This window comes from Thermovenabulum gondwanense (genome assembly GCF_001601575.1).
Classification (GTDB): domain Bacteria; phylum Bacillota; class Thermosediminibacteria; order Thermosediminibacterales; family Thermosediminibacteraceae; genus Thermovenabulum; species Thermovenabulum gondwanense.
The window spans coordinates 83,951-108,546 of sequence record NZ_LOHZ01000030.1 but is presented as its reverse complement, the minus strand read 5'-3'; the positions used below and the strand labels follow the sequence as shown (position 1 = coordinate 108,546).

Annotated in this window: 23 protein-coding genes and 3 tRNA genes; all 26 read left to right on the top strand. The window is 42.1% G+C overall.

Features of this window, described 5'->3' with window-relative positions:
• Positions 1 to 88: 88 nt before the first annotated feature.
• The 26 genes from ATZ99_RS06830 to ATZ99_RS06705 all read left to right on the top strand — a co-directional run bounded on the left by ATZ99_RS06830 (position 89) and on the right by ATZ99_RS06705 (position 24,589).
• The gene (locus ATZ99_RS06830) at positions 89 to 1,309 is read left to right on the top strand and encodes a uroporphyrinogen decarboxylase family protein (protein ID WP_068748487.1); all 1,221 of its coding nucleotides are present in this window, start codon (positions 89 to 91) and stop codon (positions 1,307 to 1,309) included.
• A gap of 131 nt (positions 1,310 to 1,440) precedes the next feature.
• A complete protein-coding gene (locus ATZ99_RS06825) occupies positions 1,441 to 3,210 on the top strand; it encodes an ASKHA domain-containing protein (RefSeq protein ID WP_068748486.1) in 1,770 nt (589 codons plus the stop codon).
• Between the two features lie 109 nt (positions 3,211 to 3,319).
• Positions 3,320 to 4,129, top strand: a complete 810-nt coding sequence (locus tag ATZ99_RS06820; RefSeq protein ID WP_068748485.1) for a methyltetrahydrofolate cobalamin methyltransferase — start codon at positions 3,320 to 3,322, stop codon at positions 4,127 to 4,129.
• A gap of 96 nt (positions 4,130 to 4,225) precedes the next feature.
• On the top strand, positions 4,226 to 5,092 hold the full coding sequence (locus ATZ99_RS06815; RefSeq protein ID WP_068748484.1) for an amidohydrolase family protein: 867 nt from the start codon (positions 4,226 to 4,228) through the stop codon (positions 5,090 to 5,092).
• Positions 5,093 to 5,188: 96 nt separating this feature from the next.
• On the top strand, positions 5,189 to 5,857 hold the full coding sequence (locus ATZ99_RS06810) for a cobalamin B12-binding domain-containing protein (RefSeq protein ID WP_068748483.1): 669 nt from the start codon (positions 5,189 to 5,191) through the stop codon (positions 5,855 to 5,857).
• Complete coding sequence (locus ATZ99_RS06805; RefSeq protein WP_068748482.1) at positions 5,854 to 6,603, top strand: GntR family transcriptional regulator; 750 nt, start codon at positions 5,854 to 5,856, stop codon at positions 6,601 to 6,603. Before ATZ99_RS06810 ends, ATZ99_RS06805 begins: the two co-directional genes overlap by 4 nt.
• Before the next feature lie 79 nt (positions 6,604 to 6,682).
• Positions 6,683 to 7,024 (top strand): PAS domain-containing protein, encoded by a 342-nt coding sequence (locus tag ATZ99_RS06800; protein ID WP_068748481.1) that lies wholly within the window; start codon positions 6,683 to 6,685, stop codon positions 7,022 to 7,024.
• Positions 7,025 to 7,105: 81 nt separating this feature from the next.
• A tRNA-Lys gene (locus tag ATZ99_RS06795) sits at positions 7,106 to 7,181 on the top strand.
• A gap of 8 nt (positions 7,182 to 7,189) precedes the next feature.
• Positions 7,190 to 7,264 (top strand) — tRNA-Glu (locus tag ATZ99_RS06790).
• 79 nt (positions 7,265 to 7,343) lie between these two features.
• Positions 7,344 to 7,418 (top strand) — tRNA-Gly (locus tag ATZ99_RS06785).
• A gap of 349 nt (positions 7,419 to 7,767) precedes the next feature.
• Positions 7,768 to 7,947, top strand: coding sequence for an SHOCT domain-containing protein (locus tag ATZ99_RS06780; RefSeq protein ID WP_068748480.1), 180 nt, complete (start codon positions 7,768 to 7,770; stop codon positions 7,945 to 7,947).
• 12 nt (positions 7,948 to 7,959) lie between these two features.
• Positions 7,960 to 8,238, top strand: coding sequence for an SHOCT domain-containing protein (locus ATZ99_RS06775; RefSeq protein ID WP_068748479.1), 279 nt, complete (start codon positions 7,960 to 7,962; stop codon positions 8,236 to 8,238).
• A 204-nt stretch (positions 8,239 to 8,442) separates the two neighbouring features.
• A complete protein-coding gene (locus ATZ99_RS06770) occupies positions 8,443 to 8,865 on the top strand; it encodes a DUF6917 domain-containing protein (RefSeq protein ID WP_068748478.1) in 423 nt (140 codons plus the stop codon).
• Positions 8,866 to 8,908: 43 nt separating this feature from the next.
• Positions 8,909 to 10,375, top strand: coding sequence for a hypothetical protein (locus ATZ99_RS06765; RefSeq protein ID WP_068748477.1), 1,467 nt, complete (start codon positions 8,909 to 8,911; stop codon positions 10,373 to 10,375).
• A gap of 15 nt (positions 10,376 to 10,390) precedes the next feature.
• A complete protein-coding gene (locus ATZ99_RS06760; protein WP_068748476.1) occupies positions 10,391 to 12,205 on the top strand; it encodes a cobalamin B12-binding domain-containing protein in 1,815 nt (604 codons plus the stop codon).
• A gap of 105 nt (positions 12,206 to 12,310) precedes the next feature.
• Positions 12,311 to 13,804 carry a M1 family metallopeptidase gene (locus tag ATZ99_RS06755; protein ID WP_068748475.1) on the top strand — a complete coding sequence of 498 codons (1,494 nt, stop codon included), beginning with the start codon at positions 12,311 to 12,313 and terminating at the stop codon, positions 13,802 to 13,804.
• A gap of 23 nt (positions 13,805 to 13,827) precedes the next feature.
• A complete protein-coding gene (locus ATZ99_RS06750) occupies positions 13,828 to 14,688 on the top strand; it encodes a DMT family transporter (RefSeq protein ID WP_068748474.1) in 861 nt (286 codons plus the stop codon).
• 104 nt (positions 14,689 to 14,792) lie between these two features.
• Positions 14,793 to 16,145 carry a peptidoglycan DD-metalloendopeptidase family protein gene (locus tag ATZ99_RS12220; protein ID WP_068748473.1) on the top strand — a complete coding sequence of 451 codons (1,353 nt, stop codon included), beginning with the start codon at positions 14,793 to 14,795 and terminating at the stop codon, positions 16,143 to 16,145.
• Between the two features lie 80 nt (positions 16,146 to 16,225).
• Positions 16,226 to 16,975 carry a 4-hydroxy-tetrahydrodipicolinate reductase gene (gene dapB, locus ATZ99_RS06740; protein ID WP_068748472.1) on the top strand — a complete coding sequence of 250 codons (750 nt, stop codon included), beginning with the start codon at positions 16,226 to 16,228 and terminating at the stop codon, positions 16,973 to 16,975.
• A gap of 74 nt (positions 16,976 to 17,049) precedes the next feature.
• Positions 17,050 to 17,736 (top strand): response regulator YycF, encoded by a 687-nt coding sequence (gene yycF, locus ATZ99_RS06735; RefSeq protein ID WP_068748471.1) that lies wholly within the window; start codon positions 17,050 to 17,052, stop codon positions 17,734 to 17,736.
• Positions 17,737 to 17,751: 15 nt separating this feature from the next.
• Positions 17,752 to 19,506, top strand: a complete 1,755-nt coding sequence (gene pnpS / locus ATZ99_RS06730; RefSeq protein WP_068748470.1) for a two-component system histidine kinase PnpS — start codon at positions 17,752 to 17,754, stop codon at positions 19,504 to 19,506.
• A gap of 83 nt (positions 19,507 to 19,589) precedes the next feature.
• Positions 19,590 to 19,979 (top strand): hypothetical protein, encoded by a 390-nt coding sequence (locus ATZ99_RS06725; protein ID WP_068748469.1) that lies wholly within the window; start codon positions 19,590 to 19,592, stop codon positions 19,977 to 19,979.
• A 13-nt stretch (positions 19,980 to 19,992) separates the two neighbouring features.
• Positions 19,993 to 21,291 carry a two-component system activity regulator YycH gene (gene yycH, locus ATZ99_RS06720; RefSeq protein ID WP_068748468.1) on the top strand — a complete coding sequence of 433 codons (1,299 nt, stop codon included), beginning with the start codon at positions 19,993 to 19,995 and terminating at the stop codon, positions 21,289 to 21,291.
• Entirely contained in the window at positions 21,291 to 22,019 is a 729-nt protein-coding gene (gene yycI, locus ATZ99_RS06715; RefSeq protein ID WP_068748467.1) for a two-component system regulatory protein YycI, read from the top strand. Before yycH ends, yycI begins: the two co-directional genes overlap by 1 nt.
• A gap of 94 nt (positions 22,020 to 22,113) precedes the next feature.
• Positions 22,114 to 23,430 carry a nickel-dependent lactate racemase family protein gene (locus tag ATZ99_RS06710; protein ID WP_068748466.1) on the top strand — a complete coding sequence of 439 codons (1,317 nt, stop codon included), beginning with the start codon at positions 22,114 to 22,116 and terminating at the stop codon, positions 23,428 to 23,430.
• A gap of 37 nt (positions 23,431 to 23,467) precedes the next feature.
• Positions 23,468 to 24,589, top strand: a complete 1,122-nt coding sequence (locus ATZ99_RS06705) for a DUF362 domain-containing protein (RefSeq protein WP_245641332.1) — start codon at positions 23,468 to 23,470, stop codon at positions 24,587 to 24,589.
• Positions 24,590 to 24,596: the final 7 nt, after the last annotated feature.

Below are 24,596 nucleotides of genomic sequence, written 5' to 3'. Positions count from 1 at the left end.
GTATGCGGGGGCGGATGCGTGGGCTGACGATGCGGCAAAGGGAGTAAGGCTGTGCAAAGAATTAATGGGGATAGAGGGGTGATGGAGGATGGCAAAGACACCGGAGGAACTGGCAAAAGAGCGTTATAATAGAATAATGGCCGCTATCAACCTTCAGGAGCCCGACAGGGTTCCCCTGAGAGGCTTTGGAGGCGATATTGTCCCGGCTTATTACGGAATTACTCAAAAAGAATTTTGCTTTGATTATGAAAAAGGCACAAAGGCGATAGAAAAATATCTTACTGATTTTCCCTTTGACTGGCCTTCTGCGGCAATAACCGGTCTGGACGGCAGGGTATTCAGCGTAGCTTTTTCGGAATACCCGGAGGTAGCCGTAAGCACGACTTTTATCACCGGTCCCATGCATGAAGTCCTGGGAGATAAATACTATCGTTTTCCGGGTATGGAAATAGCCGAAATTGCATCTCCTCAATTCATAGGCGGTACTTTTATGCAGCCCGATGAATACGACGAACTCATCGAGAATCCGCCGAAATTCGTAGCGGAAAAAGTTCTGCCGAGAGCCTGCAGGAATCTTGATACACCGCAAAAAACCATGGCTACCATGGTAAAATTAGGAATAGAATTTACGAGATTCGGTTCTGTGGGAAGGGAAATTGCAGGAATTGCTGCAAGGCTCGGGTATCCATCCATTCCGATGGGCGGTGCTTATGCACCTCTGGATATCATAGGAGACTTTTTAAGGGGAATAGAAAACGTTCTTTTGGACATAAGGAGATACCCGGATAAAGTAAAACAGGCTGCGGAAGCTCTGGTCGAGCCAATAATAAATTATGCTCTATCCTTCAAAAAAAGAGGCTTTAAATGGGTTATGATCCCGCTGCACCTCAATGAATACCTTTCTCCAAAACTTTATAATGAATTCTACTGGCCGACATTGAAAAAGGTAATTCTAAGATTGCTGGAAGAAGGGATGCAGTCCCAGGTATTCTTTGAAGGTCGTCACGATGTCCATTTAGAGACCATTCTTGAGCTTCCTAAGGGCTGGGGCATAGCCTATTTTGAAAAGACGGACCTGGTAAAGGCGAAGAAGGTTTTAGAAGGACATACCTGCGTAATGGGCGGAATACCGATGAGCCTTATCGTAGGTGGAACTCCCGATAGCATCAAAGAATATATGAAAAACCTCATCGAACAGGTAAAACCGGGAGGAGGGGTCATCCTCTCTCCGACCATAGGGACCGCTCCAAAAGAAACGCCAATAGAAAATATCTATGCATTAATCGAAGCAGTAGAAAAGTACGGATAGGATTAAAAAACACCGGTGGGTTAATGCCCACCGGTGTTCATATAAATTTAATAATTATTATGCTAAAATATATTATAATATTTATTAAACTTAGAATTTACAACATATTATCAATTTAAGGTGGTGCTGTAATGGGAAAACATCTTGTAAAATTTATTCCGGATAATATAGAAGTAATGGTCGAAGACGACGTTAGATTAAAAGACGTAATTGTTCAAAAGGGTATAAAGTTTGAATTTCCCTGCGGTGGAGTAGGTAAGTGCAAAAAATGTACGGTGGATATCATAAAAAATGACCGGAGAATAAATACCTTAGCATGCCAGGTAATGGTAAAAGAAGATATGGTTGTGGAAATTGCCAGGAAGGATAAAAATTACAGCATTCTGGATAAGGGAGAAGAACGCAAGGTAGATGTGCAGCCGGTTATAAGGAAGGTGAAGGTAAAAACTTCAAATCCCTCCTTAGAAGACAACAGGGATGACTGGAGCCGGGTAAAAGAAAGCTTGGGGATGGAAGAAACAGGTGTTAAACTTAATGTGCTGCAGGACCTTCCGGAAAAAATCCGGGATGGTAATTTTGAAGTCACCCTTATCTTTTCTGGAGACGAAGTAATTGCCGTGGAAAGTAAGGATACCACGGATAGGTTACTGGGCATGGCTTTTGATATCGGTACCACCACCCTGGTAGGGTATTTAATAGACCTGAATACGGGAAAGGAACTTACCCATGTTTCCTCCCTTAATCCGCAGACCAAGTACGGTGCGGATGTAATTTCAAGGATAATATACGCTTCGCAAACGAAAGAGGGCCTGGAGAAACTGCACGAAGAAGTAGTCGGGGAGATGAATAATCTAATAAAAAAAGCATCCGGGGATACGGGATACAAGCCCGAGGATATCTATGCGGTTACGGTAGCCGGAAACACTACCATGCATCATCTTTTTTTCAAAATACTCCCTCGCTATTTGGCCAGCGCCCCTTACGTTCCTGTAGTAAAGGATAGTTTAACGGTAGATGCTTCGGAAATCGGGATAAAAATAAACCCTGCGGGGAAGGTGATAGCATTACCCAACATCGCAGGCTTTGTAGGGGCGGATACGGTGGCTGCTGCCCTGGCGGCCGAGATGGATAGGGCAGAGGAATTAAAACTTTTGATCGACATAGGTACAAATGGAGAAATAGTGCTTGGGACGAAAGATAGGCTTTTTGCCTGCTCTACCGCAGCCGGTCCTGCCTTTGAAGGTGCTCATATATCCTGCGGGATGAGAGGAGCTACCGGGGCGATAGATCATATTACAGTTGGTGAGGATTATAAATACACTGTAATAGGAAACACTATGCCGGCAGGAATTTGCGGGTCCGGGTTGCTGGATGCGGTGGCAGAACTTTTAAAAATAGGTATAGTGGATAAAAAGGGAAGGATTTTAAGACCCGAGCAGATTACTAATGATATTGGAATGCGGTATAAAGAAAGGATCAGAAATATTAATGGAATACCATCCTTTATACTGGAAAACGAAACTTCTACGGGCAAACCGGTATACATAAATCAGAAGGATATTCGTGAACTTCAATTGGCAAAGGGAGCTATTGCAGCTGGAATCCAGGTTCTCTTAACATTATACGGGGCAAAAGTAGAAGATATTAAGGAAGTACTTCTCGCAGGGGCCTTCGGTAACTATTTAAAACCCGAAAGTGCATGCAAAATTGGGTTGATTCCCCACGAGCTGGAAGGAAAAATCAAAGGGATAGGTAATGCGGCAGGGGTAGGAGCAAAATTAGTCCTTTTATCCAAACGCGAGTTAGAAAGGGCAAAACAGCTTTCTAAAAAAATTAAGTATGTGGAACTAAGTGCGGTAAAGGAATTCAACAGCTTTTTCGCAAACAATATAGGATTCTGACAATATTAATAAAAATAGAAAAATAAAAAAATATTGACAAAAAGAAAGAAAAATGATAATTTTAAGATGTATATACATGTTATATATTTTATAGAAGGAAGGGATATTTATGATAATAATTGGAGAAAAAATAAACGGGACTATTCCATCGGTGGGACAGGCGATTCAAAACCGGGATGAAAATTTTATCCGGGATTTAGCAATAAGGCAGGCGGAAGCTGGTGCCGATTACATTGATGTTTGCGCCGGGACATCACCCGAGGAAGAACCGGATACCTTAAAATGGTTGATGGATATCGTGCAGGATGCGGTTGATAAACCCCTTTGCATCGACAGCCCCAATCCTAAGACCATAGAAGCGGTTTTCAAGTACGCTAAAAAGCCCGGGATTATAAATTCCGTATCGGGCGAAGGGAACAAATGTGAAATAATCTACCCCTTAATCCAGGGGACACCCTGGCAGGTAATAGCCCTTACCTGTGACGACAGGGGGATACCTTCCGATGTGAACACCCGGGTGGAGATATCAAAAGTGCTGGTAGAAAAAGCCCTGAAGTACGATATACAGCCGGAGAGAATACATATAGATCCTCTTGTAATATCGTTGCCCACGGATAATCAGTCTCTGCTGAAATTTGTTGAAACGATGAACATCATAAAGCAAATGTACCCAACGGTTAAGATAACTTCCGGTTTAAGCAATATTTCCTTTGGCATGCCTTACAGGAAAATAGTAAATATGTGCTTTTTAACCATTGCCGTTTTTTCCGGAATGGATTCGGCTATTATGGATCCGTGCAATAGAGACATGCTCGCGGCGGTACTGGCAACAGAGGCCCTTATCGGCAAAGATAGATACTGCAGGAAGTACAACAACGCTTACAGGAAGGGATTAATAGGAGTGAAAAAAGAGGGTTAAGGGATAAAATTAAAAGTACCTGTCGTCCCAGACGGCAGGTATTTTTAAATATTTAATTTAGCAAATAAAACCTAATTTTTAGAAGGGAAGCTTTATATGTATATTGATTGCCATATTCACATTGCATTGATGGGAGAACGCACAAAGGAATACCGCGACAGGATACTTATGGGAGATTTCTTTCCTTTACAGGAGGTTTTAAAAAAGTACAAAGATAAAAACATACTCTACTTGAGGGATGGAGGAGATAGATACGGCATATCTTTAAAGGCAAGGGAACTGGGTAAGGAGTTTGGAATGGTTCTAAAAACTCCTGTTTACGCCTTTTCAAAAAAGGGAAAATACGGTAATTTTCTCGGGATACCCATATCGGGGATGGACGATTTTAACAGAGAATTCAAAAACCTTCTCAAATTAAAACCGGATCATTTTAAACTAATTATATCCGGAATTGTGGATTTTAATTATCCCGACCGGGTTACCGAAGAGCTAAATTTTGCATTTGATGAGATATATTATATGATACAAAAAGCAAAAGACAAAAACCTCCGGGTAATGGTGCATGCGAATTCTTCAAAAGCGGTGCAAGCTGCGGTAAAAGCCGGAGCCGATACCGTAGAGCACGGATACTTTATTTCGAAGGAAGAGTTGTATTTAATGGCGGAAAATGATGTTATCTGGGTCCCCACTGTTTCACCGCTGGGAAACCTGATCGAAAAGGAAGATAAAAAATTTAAAAATCAGCTGGAAAATATAAGAAGGATTTATTTGAAACATATTGAAAATATAAAAGAGGCTTTTGAATTGGGTATAAAAGTAACTGTCGGGAGTGATGCGGGCACTTACGGTGTGGACCACGCAGATGGCTTTTTTAATGAAATACGGCATTTGAAAAATACAGGATTAGATGAAGCAAAGATAATGGACAAAGTTTTTAAAAACGGTATAAGGCTTTTTTTGTAAAAATCAGAGAAAAAAATTTTAAATAACAAGACTTTGAAGAAAAATCCGAAAAATGATATAATACCTGATAGGCAAAAAAATATGAGGAGTGTTTATATGGAAAGGCTGCTGGATAAGTCCATTGTGAAAGCGGTGGAGGAGCTCAATGAGGATAATGTACTTATGCTGGTAAAAAACTCCTTGGAACAGGGGGTAGATCCTTTCTATTTATTGAACTTAGTGAAAAAAGGCATGGACAGGGTAGGCAGGCGATACGAAAATAAGGAGTATTATATTGCAGACCTTATTATGGCAGGTATTATATTTAAAGAGGTATTGAATATTATTAAAAACACCGATGTGTTCAAATACTCCCAGAAAATGTTCATGGGGAAAGTGGTTCTCGGCACGGTAAAAGGGGATTTGCACGATATAGGGAAGGAAATTTTCAAGGGGCTTATGGAGGCCAGCGGTTTTAACGTGATTGACCTGGGGGTAGATGTGCCCAAGGAAACATTTGTGAAGACCGTTGAGCTCTATAGGCCGGAAATAGTAGGCATGAGCAGCGTCCTCACCTTTACAGTAGATTCCATGAAGGATATAGTAGACGCACTGATTGAGGCGGATTTGCGGAAGGACGTGTTCGTAATTGCAGGAGGTAGTCATTTGAATCAGGAGTTATGCCGGTACATAGGCGCTGATTATTTTACTAATGATGCATTGAAAGGTGTAAAAAAGTGTAAGGAATGGATTGAAAAAATTAAGAATAAGGAGATGCAAAAATGAAGCTGCCGGTATATCTTAAAATTGCTGCAGATATTAGAGAAAAAATTTTAAAAGGGGAATTAAGACCGGGGGATGCGATATATTCCGAGCATGAATTGTGCCGGGAATACAATGCGAGCAGGATGACCGTAAGGAAAGGGCTTGCGATATTATTAAACGAAGGGTATATTTATTCCATTCAAGGCAAGGGAAATTACGTAAAGGAACCGGAACACGACAAATACGTGCTTTATTTCAATGAAATAAAAAGCATTACCGGAAAAGTAAACAATATGAAGCTGTTAAAGGCAGACATTATAAAGCCTCCCGTAGATATATGCAACCTTTTGCAGATTTCGGAAAGCAAAAATGTGGTTTTGATAGAAAGGCTGTTCTATGAGGACGACGAACCTGTGGCGTACGATAAAAAATTTTTGGTTTACTTTAAAGGTATGCCCATTATTGAAAAAGAATTAATATTTTACACCTTCCCCGAACTTGTTGCAAAAAGCTTTGATGTTTACACTATGAAAAAGGAGCTAACCATTTACGCTAAAATGCCCGATGAATTCCTCAAAGATAAGCTTAAAATCTCCGAGTTAATGCCACTGATGGTGGTAGAGCAAAAGCTTTACAATAAAGACAACAGGCCCGTAGGTTTCGGCACGGTATATTTTAGAGGAGATTATTTTAAATTATTTGCTCAGGCTTCGCTTTCGGATGATAATAATAAAAAATTAGTGAAAGAAAATTTTTTCTCTCCTTGAGGAGAGACTTTTTTATATTGAATCGGGGTTAAAAGTCAAGTAATATAAAACTAAATATATTTAGAAAGGGAGAACTGAAATGGAAAAAGATTTTATCCATAAACTGCCCGTAGCGATTACCGTATGCGATAAAGAAGGAAAAATAATTTATATGAATGAAAAGTCCTGCGAGACCTTTAAAGAAGACGGAGGGGAAGACCTTATAGGGGAAAATGTCCTGGACTGCCATCCCAAAGGTGCCAGGGAAAAATTAGAGCAAATGCTTTCCAAAGGGGAAAAAAACTGTTACACCATCGAAAAAAAGGGTGTAAAAAAATTAATTTATCAAACCCCCTGGTACGATGAAAAGGGAGAATATGCCGGCTTTGTGGAACTTTCTTTGGAAATTCCCTGGGACATGCCGCACTTTGTCAGGGGCTGAAAATGGGTAAAAAATCCTTTAAATTCGGGGTTGACAGAATAATTTTTTTATAGTAGTATTATATTTGCTTTTGCAAATTCCGAGCCATTAGCTCAGTCGGTAGAGCACCTGACTTTTAATCAGGGTGTCCCGCGTTCGATTCGCGGATGGCTCACCATTTTAAGTGGCCCCGTGGTCAAGTGGTTAAGACACCGCTCTTTCAAGGCGGTAACAGGGGTTCGACTCCCCTCGGGGTCACCATTTTGTATTGGTGTTAAAACCTGATAATATTGACTTAAAAAAATTATCTGATATAATTATCTTTAGAAAAATTAAACGGGCGGAAGTAGCTCAGCGGTAGAGCATCGGCTTCCCAAGCCGAGGGTCGCGGGTTCGAATCCCGTTTTCCGCTCCAATAAGGAAAATAAAGGGTTCTGGTGATCGGCACCGGAACCCTTTTTTGATACTTAGTGAAAAGTCTTTTGACTTTTAAAAATCTAATTTTTTATCGTTTGAGTCCCATCGAATTAAATATCAGCATTAAGATATTAAATTAAAAGGCACGTTTTATGTGTTAAAAGGTGGACAATCATTTAAAAAGCGCTTTAAGGTAAAAATAATTCTCACTAAGGATGAGGATTTTTTTATGCCTCTATTTAGGACATAAAACCTTCACAAAAAAATCAAAAATCAACGGGGAAACTTCATAGTTTCATAAAAAATAAGTGATAAAGTGTAGATAGTAAAAAGGAGGGACATTTTCTATGATGTGTATTTTATTTTTGTTAGTCATCGCCTTTATATTATTAAACTCTAAGGGAATTTTTGAAAGATTTGACAGGTTTGATAAAAATAATGCCTTAGCCCTTTTAAACGAAAAATACGCAAAGGGCGAAATATCCGATGATGAATACGAAAAAAGAAAAAAAATATTAAGCACATAGGAGGGATTTATTATGTGGAGAGGATGCGGTTTTTTTGGATACGGCCCCAATTTTATCGGTAGAGGCGGTTTTGACCTGTTCCCGTACTGGTATATAATGCTCGGAGTTAAGGTGGTAATAGGCATAGCTTTTATCTTTGCGGCTATTTATTTGGCGAAACTTTTATTAAATAAAACCTATGCCAAAGGTATTTCAAGTGCAGCACTGGAAATATTGAACGAAAGATATGCCAAAGGGGAAATCGACGAACAGGAATACATCAGCAGAAAGAAAAAAATTCTCGGTTATTAACTGAAAAAGAATGAATTTTAACAGGGTGGACATTTAAAAGTTCTACCCTTTATTTTTTTTTTTTGATATAAATTTTTTCCAAAACAAATTCAAAAAATAATATAAAAAAATATTTCAGGAAAATTAATTTATTAGCAGGAATTTGAGATTTTATAGAGAATACTTATTTAGTAAATATACTCATCAGTGATGAGGAGGTAAAAAATGAAGGATCCCTATAAAGAGGGAATGTTCAAAAACAATCCCTATGCAAAAAAAAAGCCCGTTAAGGGTATCATAAAAGTAGTATTGGATGGAATTTACGATGAAAGGGGGTTAAATTTAATAGTTCAACCCTCCAGGTGTTTGTTAAAAAACGAAATTCACGAACTTATTCTAACTACCGAAGAAGTAAAACCCGGGGACGGAGTAAATAAAATCGCTTACTTGGGTTTTTTTGAGGTAACGGAAGGATCGGTGGCAGTATACGGAGATCCGGTCAAGATAGGTGGAAAACAGGTGGGAGTTATTGCCGGATACGATGAAACCCATTTCCCCAACCACTACAACATCGTGGTGAAGGGAACGGAGCTTTTATCGGGCAAGGATAGACTTTTGGAACTGGATATGGAAGTGGAGATTGGATAATAAGTTTTTTAACATAAATAATAAATTAAAAGGAGGACTTAGTATGCCAAAGTTTAAGAAAAAGTTTGAAATGTACCGTCACCTTCAAATGAATATTCCCAATATCTATGCAGAGGCGAGAAAAGCAGCCGATGAAATAGGTATCCCTGCGGAACTTCGCGGGAAATTCGGCCTTACGGGTGCTATTTCCGGATGCCCCTCTCCTTTAACCAAAAAGGTCAGGGAAGCTCTGGATAAGGGAAGCACCGAGGTTATACCCTTAGCCAAGCTTGTAGATGAAATAAGGTCTATTGTAAAGGATGTTTACGGAGATGAGTACGATGCAGCCCCGATTAACACCTGTGAAGCAGGGCTCTGGGTTACCTTCGACACCCTTTTCACACCCCCCATGCAGGGAAGAGGGGATAACTATTTAACCAGGTACATCATACCCTATGAAAAGCACCTGCATCATCACGGAGGTTATGGAAGGCCCTTCCCGCCAAAATTCAAGGATATTCTCGCCGACAGGGGTTGCACCGCTGGAGAGCTGGGATTTTACGGCAAAAGGCAGAATAACCTGAGTGAATACATCGTTCCCTTAGTAGGAGCCGACTATTCCGTTCACGGAATTAAGTACCATCCGGTCATACTCCTTACAAAAGTAGATCCCGAAGCCTCCGCCAAAAAGATCAAGGTCGTAGCGGAAAGACATTGCACCATGCTTTCGGGTATTACATCCTTGGGATACGATACCCCGGGATACGGCTACGGTGTAAAAGACCCGGATGGCACGCCGGTGCTCCAGAAGAGACTGGCAGAAATAGCCCATGAATACGATGTACCTTATGTCATCGATAACGCCTGGGGCGTACCTTTTGTAGGTCACGATATAAGAAAGAGCGGTGCGGATGTGGTAATTTACAGCATGGACAAAGCCAGCGAATCCACCACCGCAGGTTTAATAATAGGTAAAGAGGATGTAATGGTGCAGATAAGAAGGGCCTTGGGATATCACGGCGACAGGTATGGCACCACCGCCTCTTACGGAAAAGCGGCATACGTCACCAACGACCCCGGCAAGGAAGCACTGCTCGGAGTGATAGAAGCGTTAAAAGAGTTAAGGGACAATCCCGAAGCCCTTACCAAACCCGTCGATGACCTTTACGAAGTCGTTGTAGAAGAATTCGAACAAATTCATCCCAAGATAAAGAAAGGGCTTATCATTACCAAATCCTACAACAGCAGGGCGGTAGAAGTAAACTACGAGAACACATGGACAAAGGATGAACTGGGACTCCCCATATTCTCCATAGAGGATATGTACGCCGGCTCCAATATATTCCAGAGCGGTGTGTCTCAGATGGGCGTAATACCCACCGTCGCCTATGATGCCAACATCTTCATTTCTCCCGGACTTGGAACGACGGATGAAGACGGCCAGCTCATTAAGGACAATGCTAGATTCGCGGTCAGGGCTCTGGTAAAACTTATGGAGATAGTTGCAAAATACAGCGGTTATCTCGACTAAGAAGGAGTATAAATTATGGCTGGAGTAAAAAGGAAGGTCCTTCTTGCTCCGCTTGACCCGGTCCACGATATAGGCCTTAAAGTAATTAAGAGGGGGCTGGAGAAGGCAGGTCACGAAACCATTCTCCTCCCCCCTGACCTTACTCATGAGGAAGTAATAAAGGCTATAATAGAAAACGATGTGGATGTGGTTCTTATAAGCAGAACCCTGGGTTACGGAGTTGCCGAACTGCTCGCCCGATTTATCGACTTGACCGAGGCAGCAGGCATCAGGGAAAAAGTAAAAATCGGTATAGGAGGCATGGCGATTAAACCTGAACTTGCTGCGGAACTGGGTTTTGATGCGGGATTTGGTCCCGGAACCACCGTGGAAGAAGCGATTGCTTTTGTAGAGGGCAGGGAATACGTGCCCGTAAATTACACCCAGGAGAAGCAAAAGGTAGATATCACCGAAGGTTACACCTATGCTTTTAAAAACAAAAACATTGAAAGCCTGCTTCTTAAGATAACCGATGGTATCTTAGATTACGTTAAAGGCCTTTCTACCCCCGGTATTAAAAGGGCACAGATCCGGGAGAAAATCCTTGAGGAAAAGGATGAAAAAACAAAGGATGTTCTTCGCAGGGAATACGCTTCTTACTGTGATGAGATGATAAAAGCCTTTTACGAAAAAGGCAACTTAAAGAGCAAAACCCGTTTTCTGACACAGAAAGAAATAGCCTCCTTAAAGGATTACGTACAAAGAACCAATGAAAATCTCCAAATTACCAGGCTGCAGCATATAAAGGAAAACCCGGTGGTTTTTGCCCAGTACGGCACCGGCTGCCCCTTTATGGATATTGCCCATATAAAGGTGTGTGAAGCCTGGGGGGCGGATGGAGTTGTACACTTTGACCCTTCCTGGGGAGCGAGAACCGAAGGGTTTTACGAGGGATATATCACCCATGAGGAAGACGGCTCGGTAATTACTTACGAGAATTTAAAAGGAATTAAGGACTCGCTTTTACCCTCCACTCTCTGGCAGGTAAGGGCTCACAGGGGTTTGAACACTCCGGAAACCGTACTTTTGGCGGGTAAAATCGGCGCCGACCTCACCAAAATTAACATTGCCTACGGGTCGCTGGGAGGCGGTACCGATCCCGAAAGGCTGACGGTTGATGCGGTAGAGGCGATAAGATACGCTGCAAGATTTAACATGCCCTTTGATGTGGTGACCAACGAAGAGCTCTGCGGAGTGCCCGCCTTCAAAGCCTTTGCCGGCATGCTCATAACGGTGATGCTGGGCATAAGACTCGGGGCAAAGCCAATCCTTCAACCGCTCTTTTGCTATTCTCCCGAAGTTATGATAAACGGCAGAATGGAAAATAACTACGTGGATTTCAATGCGGCAAAAATTATTGCTTTGAGGAATATAATCGATGCACCCATATGGTGCGGTGCACCCATAGGTTTTCTCACTCAGACCGAAGACAGGGTGCAGTCTTCTCTGAGCACAGCCCTTCATGCATCCTTGGCCTCTTCCTTGGGAGTTGATGCCATTACCATTGCTTCTGCCGACGAAGCGTATTCGGGAGGGCCAATTTCCGCAGCATCGAGGGTTGATACCCTCCGAGCTGTCCAGGCTTCCTTCAGGTTTTTTGGAAACTGCAGTATAGCACCTTCGGATAATGCTGAAAAATGGGCCCGGGAGTTAATTGAAGGTATAGAAAGGGTGCTTTACCGGGTTTCCACGGCGGAAAGCTTTGTTAAAGCTTTATACGACGGGGTGATGGGAAGCAGAGAAGATGGCGCCTATCCCGGCAGGGCCGGTCAAAATTCAACCTTTCGGTAAAATCACCGAAAGGTTTTTTATTATTTAAGGTTTTATAAAAGGAATAATGAAATTAAGGGGGAATATAATTAAGTAATATAAAATTTAAATATAGGAGAGGTTTTGATGAAAAAAAGACAACTATTTTTTATATCTCTGATCGTAATTATTTTACTTTTTGCGCTTGGCTGTTATTTCTTTTTTTCATCAAGGCAGCCCGGCCGGGAGGCTCTACCCTCTGTTAACGACATACCAAGATACGAAATTGAAGGTGAATTTTTTCCGGATTCGGGGGTTTTTTCCGGAAAGGAAATGGTATATTATAAAAATAACGAAGGGGAGCCTTTAAAGGAGCTTTTTTTTCATATTTACCCCAATGCCTTTAACAAAAAAGAGACGGCTCCTTTTACCGCTGAAGAATTCGAACTGGCCTATCCCGAGGGTTTTTCCTGGGGAGGAATTGCCATTACCAAAGTTTTATTGGATGGCGTGCCCGCTGTTTTTAAAACCGAGGGAACCATCCTTGCGGTGAATTTGAACGGAGAATTAAATCCCGACCGGGAAGTAAAGGTATACATAGAGTTTAAAATAAAACTTCCAAAAAGTCCCGGCCGTTTTGGATATTTCAAGGATACGTACAATTTCGGCAACTGGTACCCAATCCTTTGCGTTTATGATAAAGAGGGCTGGCACAAAGACCCCTATTATAAAATAGGCGATCCCTTTTACAGCGACATAGCCTATTATAATTTCACCCTTTACGCACCCTCGGAGTACATTCTGGCAACAACGGGAGAGATAGTGGAGCAAAAGGAAGAAAGGGGCAAAAAGAAATGGGTTGTTAAAACCGGTCCCGTAAGAGACTTTGCCTTTGTAATGAGCAAAGAATTTAAAATTAAGGAGGCGTATGCGGGAAAGACCAGGGTAATTTCTTATTATTTTAAAGAAGATGAGGAAAACGGTAAGAAAGCCTTAGAGGCCGCCAGAAAGGCAATAAACTATTTCAGCGAAGCTTTTGGCCCATATATATACAGCACCTATTCCGTTGTGGCTGCGGATTTTTACATGGGTGGGATGGAATACCCAAATCTGGTTCTTATAGATAGAAACCTTTATAAGGACGGGCTCATGCTGGAATACGTAATAGCCCACGAGACGGCCCACCAGTGGTGGTACGGAATGGTAGGAAACGATGAAATAAAGGAACCCTGGCTGGATGAAGCTGTTACGGAATACTCCACAATACTTTATTTTGAAAAGCACTACGGAAAAAGGCAGGGTTCGGAAATTTACGAGAATTTCATCCTGAACCCTTATAAATTTTACCAGATGGCCAGAAATACCGGGCCAATTATGCGACACCTGAGCGAGTTTAACGACTGGAGGGAATACGATGCAGCAGTATATAAAAAAGGGGCTATTATGCTTAAGGAGCTGGAAAAAAGAATAAGCAAGCCCAAAATGATAAAAGCCTTGAATGTCTATTATCACCGAAATTTTTTGAGGAATTCAACGGTCGAGGAATTTATCAGGGCAATAAACGATACTACGGGTACGGATTTCAGGGAGTTGATTTTTAAAATGCTAAGAGAAGAAAAGGAATTAAATCTTGCTGCATGACTTTTTTAAAAGGGGGTAATTTTTTGAAAGTAAGAAGCAACAAGGGGCTTTTTCTTGCGATCCTGGGGACGGTGTTTTTTAGCACAAGCCCCGTTCTGACCAGGATGGTACACAAAATACCTTCCCAGGAAATAGCTTTTTTCAGGATGCTCTTAGGGTCCCTCTTCATATTTACCGCTTCCAGGATTTCCGGGGTAGATCTCACGCTGCAGAAAAGGGATATTGTAAAGTTTGGATTTTACGGAATCATTACCGCCCTGCATTTTCTTTTCTACATAGAGTCGGTGATGTATACGACCATTGCCCACTCCTTGAGCCTTGTATATACTGCGCCCATAATGATTACCCTGCTTTCGGGAATTATTTTAAAAGAAAAGATACCGAGAAAAAAATACTTGGGTATACTGGTGGTTATCTTAGGAGTGGTTATCCTTGCGGGCTTTGAACCGGTGCTGACGAAAAAGATGATCCTGGGGGACGTTTTTGCCCTTTTATCCGCTTTTTGTTTAGCCCTTTATTCCATAGCGGGAAGAAGGGAGAGGGATGCCTATCCCCTTTTAAAATACGTTTTCTGGGTCTACTTTTTATCAGCCCTGTTTTTATTTTTACTTTCCCTCAGGAATTTTGTAATGCCCTCCGCGTTGAGCCAGTGGATTCCTTTGGTACTTCTGGGGCTGTTACCAACCACCTTAGGGCACACTTTGTATAATGCGGGACTCAGGTATATCCATCCCACCTACGCAAACCTCATTTCCACCCAGGAAGTAACGGGAGGGATAATCCTCGGCATATTATTATTAGGGGAGGTACCTTCTCTGAATTCAATAATAGGGATTCTTGTGATGTTCGCCGGGCTTTACTGGGTTCTTTCCGATGTTGGATAAAAAAAGAATTTGATTTAGAAGGAAAAATATGATATATGTAGAAATATAAATATTACAAAAGGATTACATTTTTGTTACAAACTGTGTAAGAAAGGAGTGGGGGGATGAGGTTAAGGGTCCCTTCCGGGTGGAAAGGCAAAAATCCCATTTTTTTTATTACACCACTGGTGATCTTTTTGCTGGTGGCGGTAGCTTCATTAAGAAGCGGAGCGTACATAATTACCTGTAACGGTCAGGAACTGGGCGGCGTAAAGGATAAAGCGATGCTGGAAAAGGCAAAACAAAAGCTTACCGAAAAGTACAGAGGAACCTACGGCAGCGATATAATAGTTGAAGGGGAATTTACTTTCCTACCTCTGAGGAAGGAAAATGTCCAATTTTTAAATGAAGAAGAATTGGCTTCTAAAATTGAAAAAAGCGCAAGCCTTAAAGCCAAGGCTGTTGCTATAAATATCAACGGCAAGGATGTAGCCTTTGCCAAAAACCAGGAGGCGGCTCGGCAAATCCTTGAGGATGTTAAAAAATATTACGTGGATATGGTACCCGGTGAACTTGTGAAGGTGGAATCACCGGATGCGATTAAATTAGAAGAAAAGGCAGTGGAATTGGAAAAAATTCTGGGGGATACTGAATTAAAGCAGCTGTTAATAAACGGAACCCCGGAATTTAAAGAATACAAAGTGGCTCAGGGAGATACCCTGTGGGGTATAGCAAAGAAAAACGGAGTATCGCTGGAAAAACTGGTGGAAGCAAACCCCCATTTGAAATCGGCAGACCGCCTTTCGCCCGGAGATAAAATTTACTTGGAGGAGAAAAAACCCCTGCTCAACTTTACCGTAGTAAAGAAAGTTACTTATCAAAAGGCAATTCCCTACAATACAGTAGTGGAAAAGGACAGTTCCATGTGGAAGTGGGATCAGAAGGTTAAGACCGAGGGCAGGGAAGGTTTAAAAGAATTAGCTTCCCAGGTTATATATAAAAACGGAGTTAAAGTAGATGAGCAGGTTCTGGGAGAAAAAATAATCAGGGAACCCGTGACAAAGGTTGTGGTAAGGGGGACAAAAAGCGAGGTAGCTTTCCGCGGCAGCGGCCGGTTCCTATGGCCGATAACGGGCAACATCACTTCTCCCTACGGCAAAAGAGGCCGTGATTACCATGAGGGAATAGATATAGGAGCTCCCTACGGATCACCGGTGGCAGCTTCCAACAGCGGCGTTGTGGTCTTTGCCGGAAGAAACGGAGCCTACGGAAATTTTATAATAATAGACCACGGCGGTGGAATTCAAACCTATTACGCCCATCTGAGCAAGATAATGGTATCGGAAGGGCAGAGGGTAGAGAAGGGAAGCGTCATAGGGAGGGTGGGGAGCACCGGGAGGTCTACCGGACCTCATCTGCACTTTGAAGTGAGGGTTAACGGAGCTACCAAAAACCCTATTACCTATCTGAACAAGTAGTAAATTTAAAGTATAAAGTAAAGCCTGGCAGGGAAATTCCCTGCTTTTATTTTGGAAAAATTTTTAAGGGAGGCAAAAGTATGCTTGAAGCACTGGTAATAGGACCGAGAGGTAAGATGGGAAGGCTTATCGTGAAATCCCTGGATGCGGCAAAAAATGCCAGGATAGCCGGGGCTCTGGCACCGAAAGGGGCGGAATATGTGGGCAAGGATGTGGGACTTTTATGTGGATTGGGGAAGGAAATAGGTGTTAAGGTGACGGACGACCCGGAAAGCGCTGTAAGGGACTGCAATGCGGTGATAGACTTTACATTTCCGGAAGTTTCTATAGAAGTACTGAAGTATGCGGTAAAATACAAAAAGGCGCTGGTTTGCGGGACAACCGGCTTTAAAAAGGAACAAAGGGAAGAATTTTTAAAGGCATCCGAAGTGATACCCATCGTATTTGCAGGAAATACCTCTATTTTAATCAATCACGTATACAGGATACTGGAATATTTAGCAAAAAATGTGGGTGAATTTGCGGATATCGACATAGTGGAGATGCACGACAGGTATAAAAAGGATGCGCCCAGCGGAACATCCCTCGAGATGCGGGAGGTTCTTAAGAGAATTCTACCCGAAAAAAACGTAAATATTCACTCTATCAGGGGTGGGGATGTGCCCAGCACCCACAGGATAATATTTAATTTGCCCGGGGAGAGGTTAGAGCTGACCCATCACGCCACCACCTTTCAATGTTTTGCCGAGGGTGCGGTTAGGGCGGCAGAATTCCTGCTCTCAAAGGAAAAAGGTTTTTACACTATGAAAGATGTGTACGGTATATCCTGATGGAAAAAATAAGAATTGGTTTTAGGAAGGGAAAACGTTATAAATGGCGAATATAAATTAAAGAGGTGGTGGTCTTGAAAAATAAAATCCTGGTGGTTGATGACGAAAAACCGATTGTGGATATTTTAAAATACAACCTTTCCAAGGAAGGCTACGAGGTAGTTGCCGCCTTTGACGGAGAAGAAGCCGTGGAAATAGCTTTTTCTGAAAAGCCCGACCTGATACTTCTTGACATAATGCTGCCCAAAAAGGACGGTTTTACCGTTTGCAAAACCCTGAGGGAAAAGATGACATGCCCTATTATCATGCTTACGGCAAAGGGCGAAGAAGTTGACAAGGTTCTCGGCCTTGAGCTGGGGGCTGATGATTATGTCACCAAGCCTTTCAGCATGCGGGAACTTTTAGCAAGGATTAGAGCCAACCTGAGGAGAATTAGTTTGAATGGCGATGAGAGCTCAAAAAAGGTCATCCGGGTTCAGGACCTGGAAATTGACCTCACCAGTTTTCTGGTAAGGAAAAAAGGAGAACCGGTAGAACTGACCTTCAGGGAATTTGAACTTCTTAAATTTCTTGCCAACCAGCCCGGAGTGGTTTTTACAAGGGAAAAACTGCTGGAAGAGGTTTGGGGTTACGAATACTACGGAGATGTTAGGACCGTGGATGTTACCATCAGACGGTTGAGGGAAAAAATTGAAGATGATCCCTCCGACCCAAAATACATAATTACCAAAAGGGGTATTGGATACTATTTTGTAAAATAAAATGGGGGATCCCTTTTGTTTAAAAGTATACAGATGAAACTTGTAACTATATACATACTTTTAATACTCCTTGCCATGGAAGTGGTGGGTGTATATCTTTTACAATCTTTAGAAAGATATCATATAAAGAACTTCTCTACCTATTTGAACGGGCAGGCCCAGATAATCTCCAACCTTCTTTCAAGATACTTAGTAGAAGAGAAGAAGGTAGACGAGATTCAGGTGATTGTGGAAGGATATATAAAACAGATTTCCCCAACTGTAGAGTGTATGCTGGTTCTCGACGACAAATCTACGGTGCTGGCATCCACTAATGAGGAGATTTACCCGAGGGGTAAAAAGATACTCCAGCCGGAGTTGATAAAGGCTTCCTTCGGCCAGGTGGGAGAGGAAATACGGCTGGATTCTTCCAAGGGAAGGTACGATTATCTGGCATATCCCATAAAGGAAAATAACCGGGTGGTGGGGATAGTATATCTAATTTCTCCCATGGAGAGCATTTACGAAACATTGAGCGAAATAAAAACCATACTATTTACGGCCACCTTGATAGCCCTTTTAATTACCGGAGTGCTGGGGTATTCCCTATCAAAAACTATAACCGGGCCAATTCAGGAGGTCACCAACAAGGCAGCCCTTCTTGCCGAGGGGAATTTTGACCAGAAGATAGAAGTAAAATCCAAGGACGAAGTGGGAAAACTCACCGAGATGTTCAACTTCCTGGCGGGAAGGCTTAAGGAAACCTTGGAGCAGATATCCGAAGAAAAAAATAAGATGGAGGCCATATTTAAAAATATGGCGGATGGCGTAATCGCCCTTGATAAAGAGGGGGAGGTAATATACGTAAACCCCGCCGCCTTTAAACTGCTCGAGGTGGAAGAAGGCAATTCCTACCGGGTCTTAGGGAAAAAATTAAAGGAAGAACTGAAGATAGACATTAAGGAAGAAATAAAATCCCAGAAGGATTTTATGGCAAAAATTAACGATTCGATTTTGAAAGTAATCATTGCTCCGATGAAAAGGGAAGAGAAAACCGCAGGGTTTATACTTATCCTTCACGATATTACAAAGGAACAGAAGTTAGAAGAAATGAGAAGGGAATTCGTGGCAAACGTGTCCCACGAACTCAGGACGCCCCTTACCACCATAAAAAGCTATACCGAAACCCTTCTGGATGGGGCTTTAAATGATGAGGAAGTTTCAATGCAGTTTTTGAATGTAATTAACGAGGAAACCGACAGGATGACCCGCATCGTAAACGATCTTCTCGAATTATCCCGGCTCGACAACAAAGAGGCGCGTTTTAATAAAAAGGCTATAAATCTTTCGAAGGTTTTAGCCGCTGCCGTATCAAAAATGAAGGTTAATGCTAAGAAAAAGGGAATTACGATTTGCGAAAACGTAAAAGAGGATTTGCCTCTCTGCTATGCCGATGCGGATAAAATGGAGCAGGTTTTTCAAAATATCCTCTCCAATGCCATAAAATACACTCCTGAAGGTGGAAATATAACGGTAAACCTCTGGTGCGAAAGCAATTTCGTAATAACTTCCATCAAGGATACGGGCATAGGTATACCCCGGGAGGACCTGCCCCGTATTTTTGAAAGATTTTACCGGGTGGATAAGACGAGAAGCAGGGAATTTGGCGGAACCGGCCTTGGCCTTTCTATCGCAAAGGAAATAGTAAAGGCCCATGAGGGAGAAATAGAAATAAAAAGCGAACTCGGCGAAGGAACGGAGGTTACGGTAAAAATCCCCTGTATAGTGTAATTTAAAATTAATTTGCGTGTAATATAAATGTAATAAAAATAGATTAAACTAATAGTAGAAATATATATAAAAGGGTGTTTTTTATGAAGAGAATCGGGATCGCTCTAATTTTGGTGCTGATGATGTTGTTTTTGTTTACCACTCTTGCATCGGCCGAAGAAAATTTCATAATTTTTAAGCCCGAAAAGGATTCTACATCGGAAAAAGTTTTACCAATCTCCGGACAAACGGAGCCCGACTCGGTTATCGTAGTTTTCCTGAATGGGGAAAAGAAGGATGAAATTACGGTTGGTGCATCGGGCATTTTTGCTACTCAGTTAGAGCTAACGGAAGGGGTCAACAGGATTAGCTTTAAGGTTACCTTCCCCTCGGGAATCACCAAAACCTTTACAAAAAAGATCCTGCTAATTAACGAAGATCAGATGAGTACCAGTATTTTACAATTGATAAAAGCAATACTTATTTTAAAATAAAGGCGGTGCTTATGTGAAGAAAGACGGATTTAATTTCCTCGTTCTCCTTCTTCTTGTATGCACCAGCCTTTTTCTTTCTTATATGACCTGGTCGCAAATATCCAGCGGCCCTGTCAAAAAAAGCTTTGAACTCATTGAAAACAGGCCTGTAGACTTAGAAGAGTTTTTAAAACCTTCTCAGGTAATTGTGAGCTTTGGCCAGAATACACATACGGTGTTAAATCAGGAAAACCCCTATTTTGAAGAAACATGGGGGTATTTAAAATCCTTTACCAGTAAAATAAATTCTTCGGTTAGCGTAACCGGCACTGCGAATACCGATAAATCTCTACAAAAAAGAGGAATCGAATTTGTATTTGACAGCTCCCTCCCTTATTCTCTTTTAAAGACCCTGTTGAACTTAAATGTGGACACACCGGTACTGAAAGAAGACCAGAGGATAGTTTCGGTGGTGCTGGCGGAAGAGGATGGCCTTTCGGTGTTTTTAAAAGGGGAATCGGGAGAATTATTTAAAATAGGCAGTACAAAGGAATACGGGGAATTTACCTCCATTGTTACAAGGATTAAAGAGGCTAAAACCCCTCTGTATACCCTTCTTCCAAAGACAAACCTTTATATTAAAATATCTAAGGACATTTACATTCCCCTGGATAATCTTCAGTTACCCGTTTACTCCGTAAAATCTGCTAAAAATAACCTGCAAAACATAGCACCAAAGTTTTTTCCGGATTTTACCCTGGCAAGAAAAATAGAAGAAAAGGATGGGGCTATAATTTTCACCGATGGCACGAGAGGGCTGAGAATATTCCCAAAGGGCGGTCTTGAATTTACAAGGCCTCTTTTCAAAGAACAGAAAACTAAAGGAAATTTTAAGGATTCCCTCACCAATGCGGCTAATTTCATTGCCTCCCACGGGGGATTTCCCAAAAGTGCCTACCTCAGCTCTTATAAGATAAACAACCAGTCATTCACCTTTGTATTTCGAGAAAGGCTGAACGGCTTACCCTTGATAAAATCTAAGGATTACCTTGTGGTAACGGTGGAGGATAATCAGGTAACCTACTACTATAGATGGCTTAAGGAAGGAGAAAAGATCGAAGAAAGGATAACCGCGGTTTCGCCCATTAAAGCCATTGACATGGCAGTTGGTACAAAAAAAATAAAGGAAATATACGACCTGTATTTGGCTTATGTGGAAAAGGACGGTTTTTACTTGCCCGTATGGGTTATAAAAACTGACAAAGGGGAATTTTATGTAGATGCGAGAAACGCCTCGGAAATAACGCTAACGCCCTCCGGAGATGATGTTTGATGGACTGGAAAAAAGCCATAACGATACTTGCAGTCTCCTTTTTTTTGGTGAATCTTTTTATGGCGGCAAACCTTTATATGAGGGATGTCATAAATGAAAGGATTTCGGGTTTTAACACGTCTTTGGAGGTAATGAATCTTCTTAAAGAAAAGGGGATTTCCGTAAAAGGAAGCCTTCCCTCTAAAGGGCAGGATGCCTGGTGGCTGGAGGTAGAGCCCCGGGAAAATATAATGATGGAGGGTTACAGCCGCGAAGTAGAACGGGGTTTCTGGAATATGGATGCAGCTGAGGTAAGGAAAATAGCCCGGAACTTCGTCCAGGAAAAGGTAGGTATGCCTTCCGATGCACGGTTTTTCAAGCAGGAATTCGACAGGGAACTTAAAGAATACCGGGTGGATTTTCTGCAGGTGTACAGGGATATACCCATTTACAACAGCTATATTAAAGTGAGGATAAGGGCGGATGGCAGGATATTAGTAGAAAAAAACTGGTTGAAAATAGAAGGATTTAAAGGCAAAAAAAGGGAAGTCGTTTTACCCGTTGTAGCCCTGCTGAAGGTGGCGGAACTGAAGGGAAGGGATAAACCGATATTTGTAACCAGCATAAAAGAGGGATATTTTTCAAAACCGGTGAATGGCGAAAAATGGCAGATTCCTCCGGTATGGAGGGTGGAACTGGATGATGGCGAAGTTTTCTACATAAACGCATTTACGGGGGAGCGGGAATAAAAAATTTTTGCACCGAAGGGTGCTTTTTTATTTTGCCTTTTTTTAATTTTTTAATATAATAATAGAAAATATAAAAAACTAAAGGAGAGTTTTTATGGGCAAAAGGGTGGTTAGTTTACCTTATGGTAGAAAGACAATGGAATTTGAGATTGAAGAAGAAAATATTCTGGGAGTGATTGAGGGCAAAAAATTCGATATTATCCCGAACGAGGAAGAAGAGATAAAAAAAGCCCTGAAATCTCCGATAAAATCAAAACCCCTGAAAGCAATGGTGAAAGAAGGGATGAGGGTTGTTATTATCGCCAGCGATATCACCCGGGTGGCGAAAAATGATGTGGTGGTTCCCCTTTTGCTGGACGAACTGAACGAGGCTGGAATCCCCGATGAAAATATTACAATTATCACCGCCACGGGAACCCACAGAAAGCACGAAGAAAAAGAGCTTAGGGCGCTTTTCAAAAGCGCTTACGGCAGGGTAAAAATAATAGACCACGATGCCCGGGATGAAAGGAATCTGGCGTACTTGGGCAGGACTTCCAGGGGTACGGAAATATACATAAATAAGAGGGTATTCGATGCCGATTTCATAATATTAACCGGAGCCATCAGCTATCATTTTATGGCTGGATTCAGCGGGGGAAGAAAAAGTATATGCCCGGGGGTATCGGGCTACAAAACAATACAGATAAACCACAAGCTCATGTTGAATCCTGACGAAGAAAAAGGGGGCATACACCCCGGCGTAGGCCATGGCAGGATAAAAGGCAATCCCATGGCGGAGGATTTAGAGGAGATCTGCGACAGGGTGAAACCCGATTTTGTAATAAACGTCATTTTGGACGATGGGGGCAATCTGGTAAAGGTGGTTGCCGGTGACTGTAAGGAGGCGTTTTATGAAGGGTGCGGCCTGGCGGAATCCCTTTTCAGCGCAAGGGTTCAAACTAAAGCGGATGTTTTGTTCCTTTCCTGCGGCGGATTTCCAAAGGACATCGACTTTTATCAGGCAACGAAAGCTGTGGAAAACTGGCTGAATGCGGCAAAAGATGGAGGTTATATAGTATTATCGGCGGAATGCCCCGATGGGATAGGCCATGAGGGATTTTACGAAATTATAATCCGCTACGGTAACAGGAAAGAAAGAGAGCAAGCCCTGAGGGAAGATTTCAGCATAGCGAGGGCGGTAGGTTACATCCTCACCCTGGGGCTTGAAAAGATAAATATCATTTTGGTTTCATCAATGGAAGAAAAACTGGTCAGGGAGATGGGCATGATACCCGCTCACGATTTGAACGATGCGGTTAATTATTTATATAAAAATTTTAAGTCCGATTTTAAAGCCTATGTTGTACCCCATGCTTCGACAATTGTTCCCTTTTTGGAAAATAATGATGAAATATTTCCCGGGAAATAAAATATTGCGATTATAAGGGGGGATTTTTTTGAAAAGTGTGGTCTATTTTGCCGATGCCCGGGCAAAGGAGTACGATTACAGGTACAGCTTCGTGGCAAAATTCGAGGAAATTTTGAACAGGATAGACTTTGCCTCGTTTATTAACAAGGACGACTACGTAGCCATTAAAACCCACTTCGGGTCCTACGGTGCCCATAGAATAGTAAGGCCTGTGTTCCTGAGAAAAATTGTGGAAAAAGTAAAAACGGCAGGCGGCAAACCCTTTGTTACCGACACGGTGAGGATACCGGGCCTGGAGTATCTTGAAGTAGCCAATATGGAGGGGATAAACCACCTCTCGGTAGGGGCTCCGGTAATCCTTGCGGACGGAATTTTCGGCAGGGATCAAATAAGGGTAAAATCCGGTCCCATATTAAAAGATGTGGGCGTAGCTTCTGCCATTTATTATGCCCCTGCCATGATAGTGGTGTCCCACTGTAAAGGACATATCGGCTCCGGCTACGGAGGAGCTATAAAAAATCTGGGTATGGGAGGTATAAGCTGTAAGGATCACTGCGGCAGGGGCGAAAGGGGAAGGATTCATTTTTATGAAAACAAGCATTTGATCTGGCTTAAGGAAAAGTGCATTAAATGTTTTAGCTGTATAAATGTCTGTCCCCATAAGGCTATAAGGTTTGAGGGCGATGATCTCATTATAGATAAAAGCATATGTGTAAAATGTGCCCGGTGCGCGAGGGTTTGCAAAGAAAAAGCCTTAGAGGTGCCTATAGATGAGGAAACCTTTCAAAAAGGGCTTGCCGAAGCCGCCTATGCGGTAATCTCCACCTTTGAAAAAGGAAGGATACTCTACGTTAATTTTATTACCGAAGTTCAGCCCGAATGCGATTGTATGCCCATGGCCGATACTCCGCTTATACAGGATCAGGGTGTACTGGTTTCCTTCGACATTGTAGCGGTGGAACAGGCCTCGCTGGATTTAATTAACGGTGCGGATCCCCTCCCTCAGTCTAAAGCATCGGATAAAAGCGTCAAAAAGGGGGAAAATATTTTAAAGAAAGTTACGGGAAAGGATGCCCAGCTTCAAATTGATGCAGCCTTTGAACTCGGCCTTGGAAGCAGGGAATACGAACTTATCGAAATAAAGGAAAAAACCACATGAAAGTTTT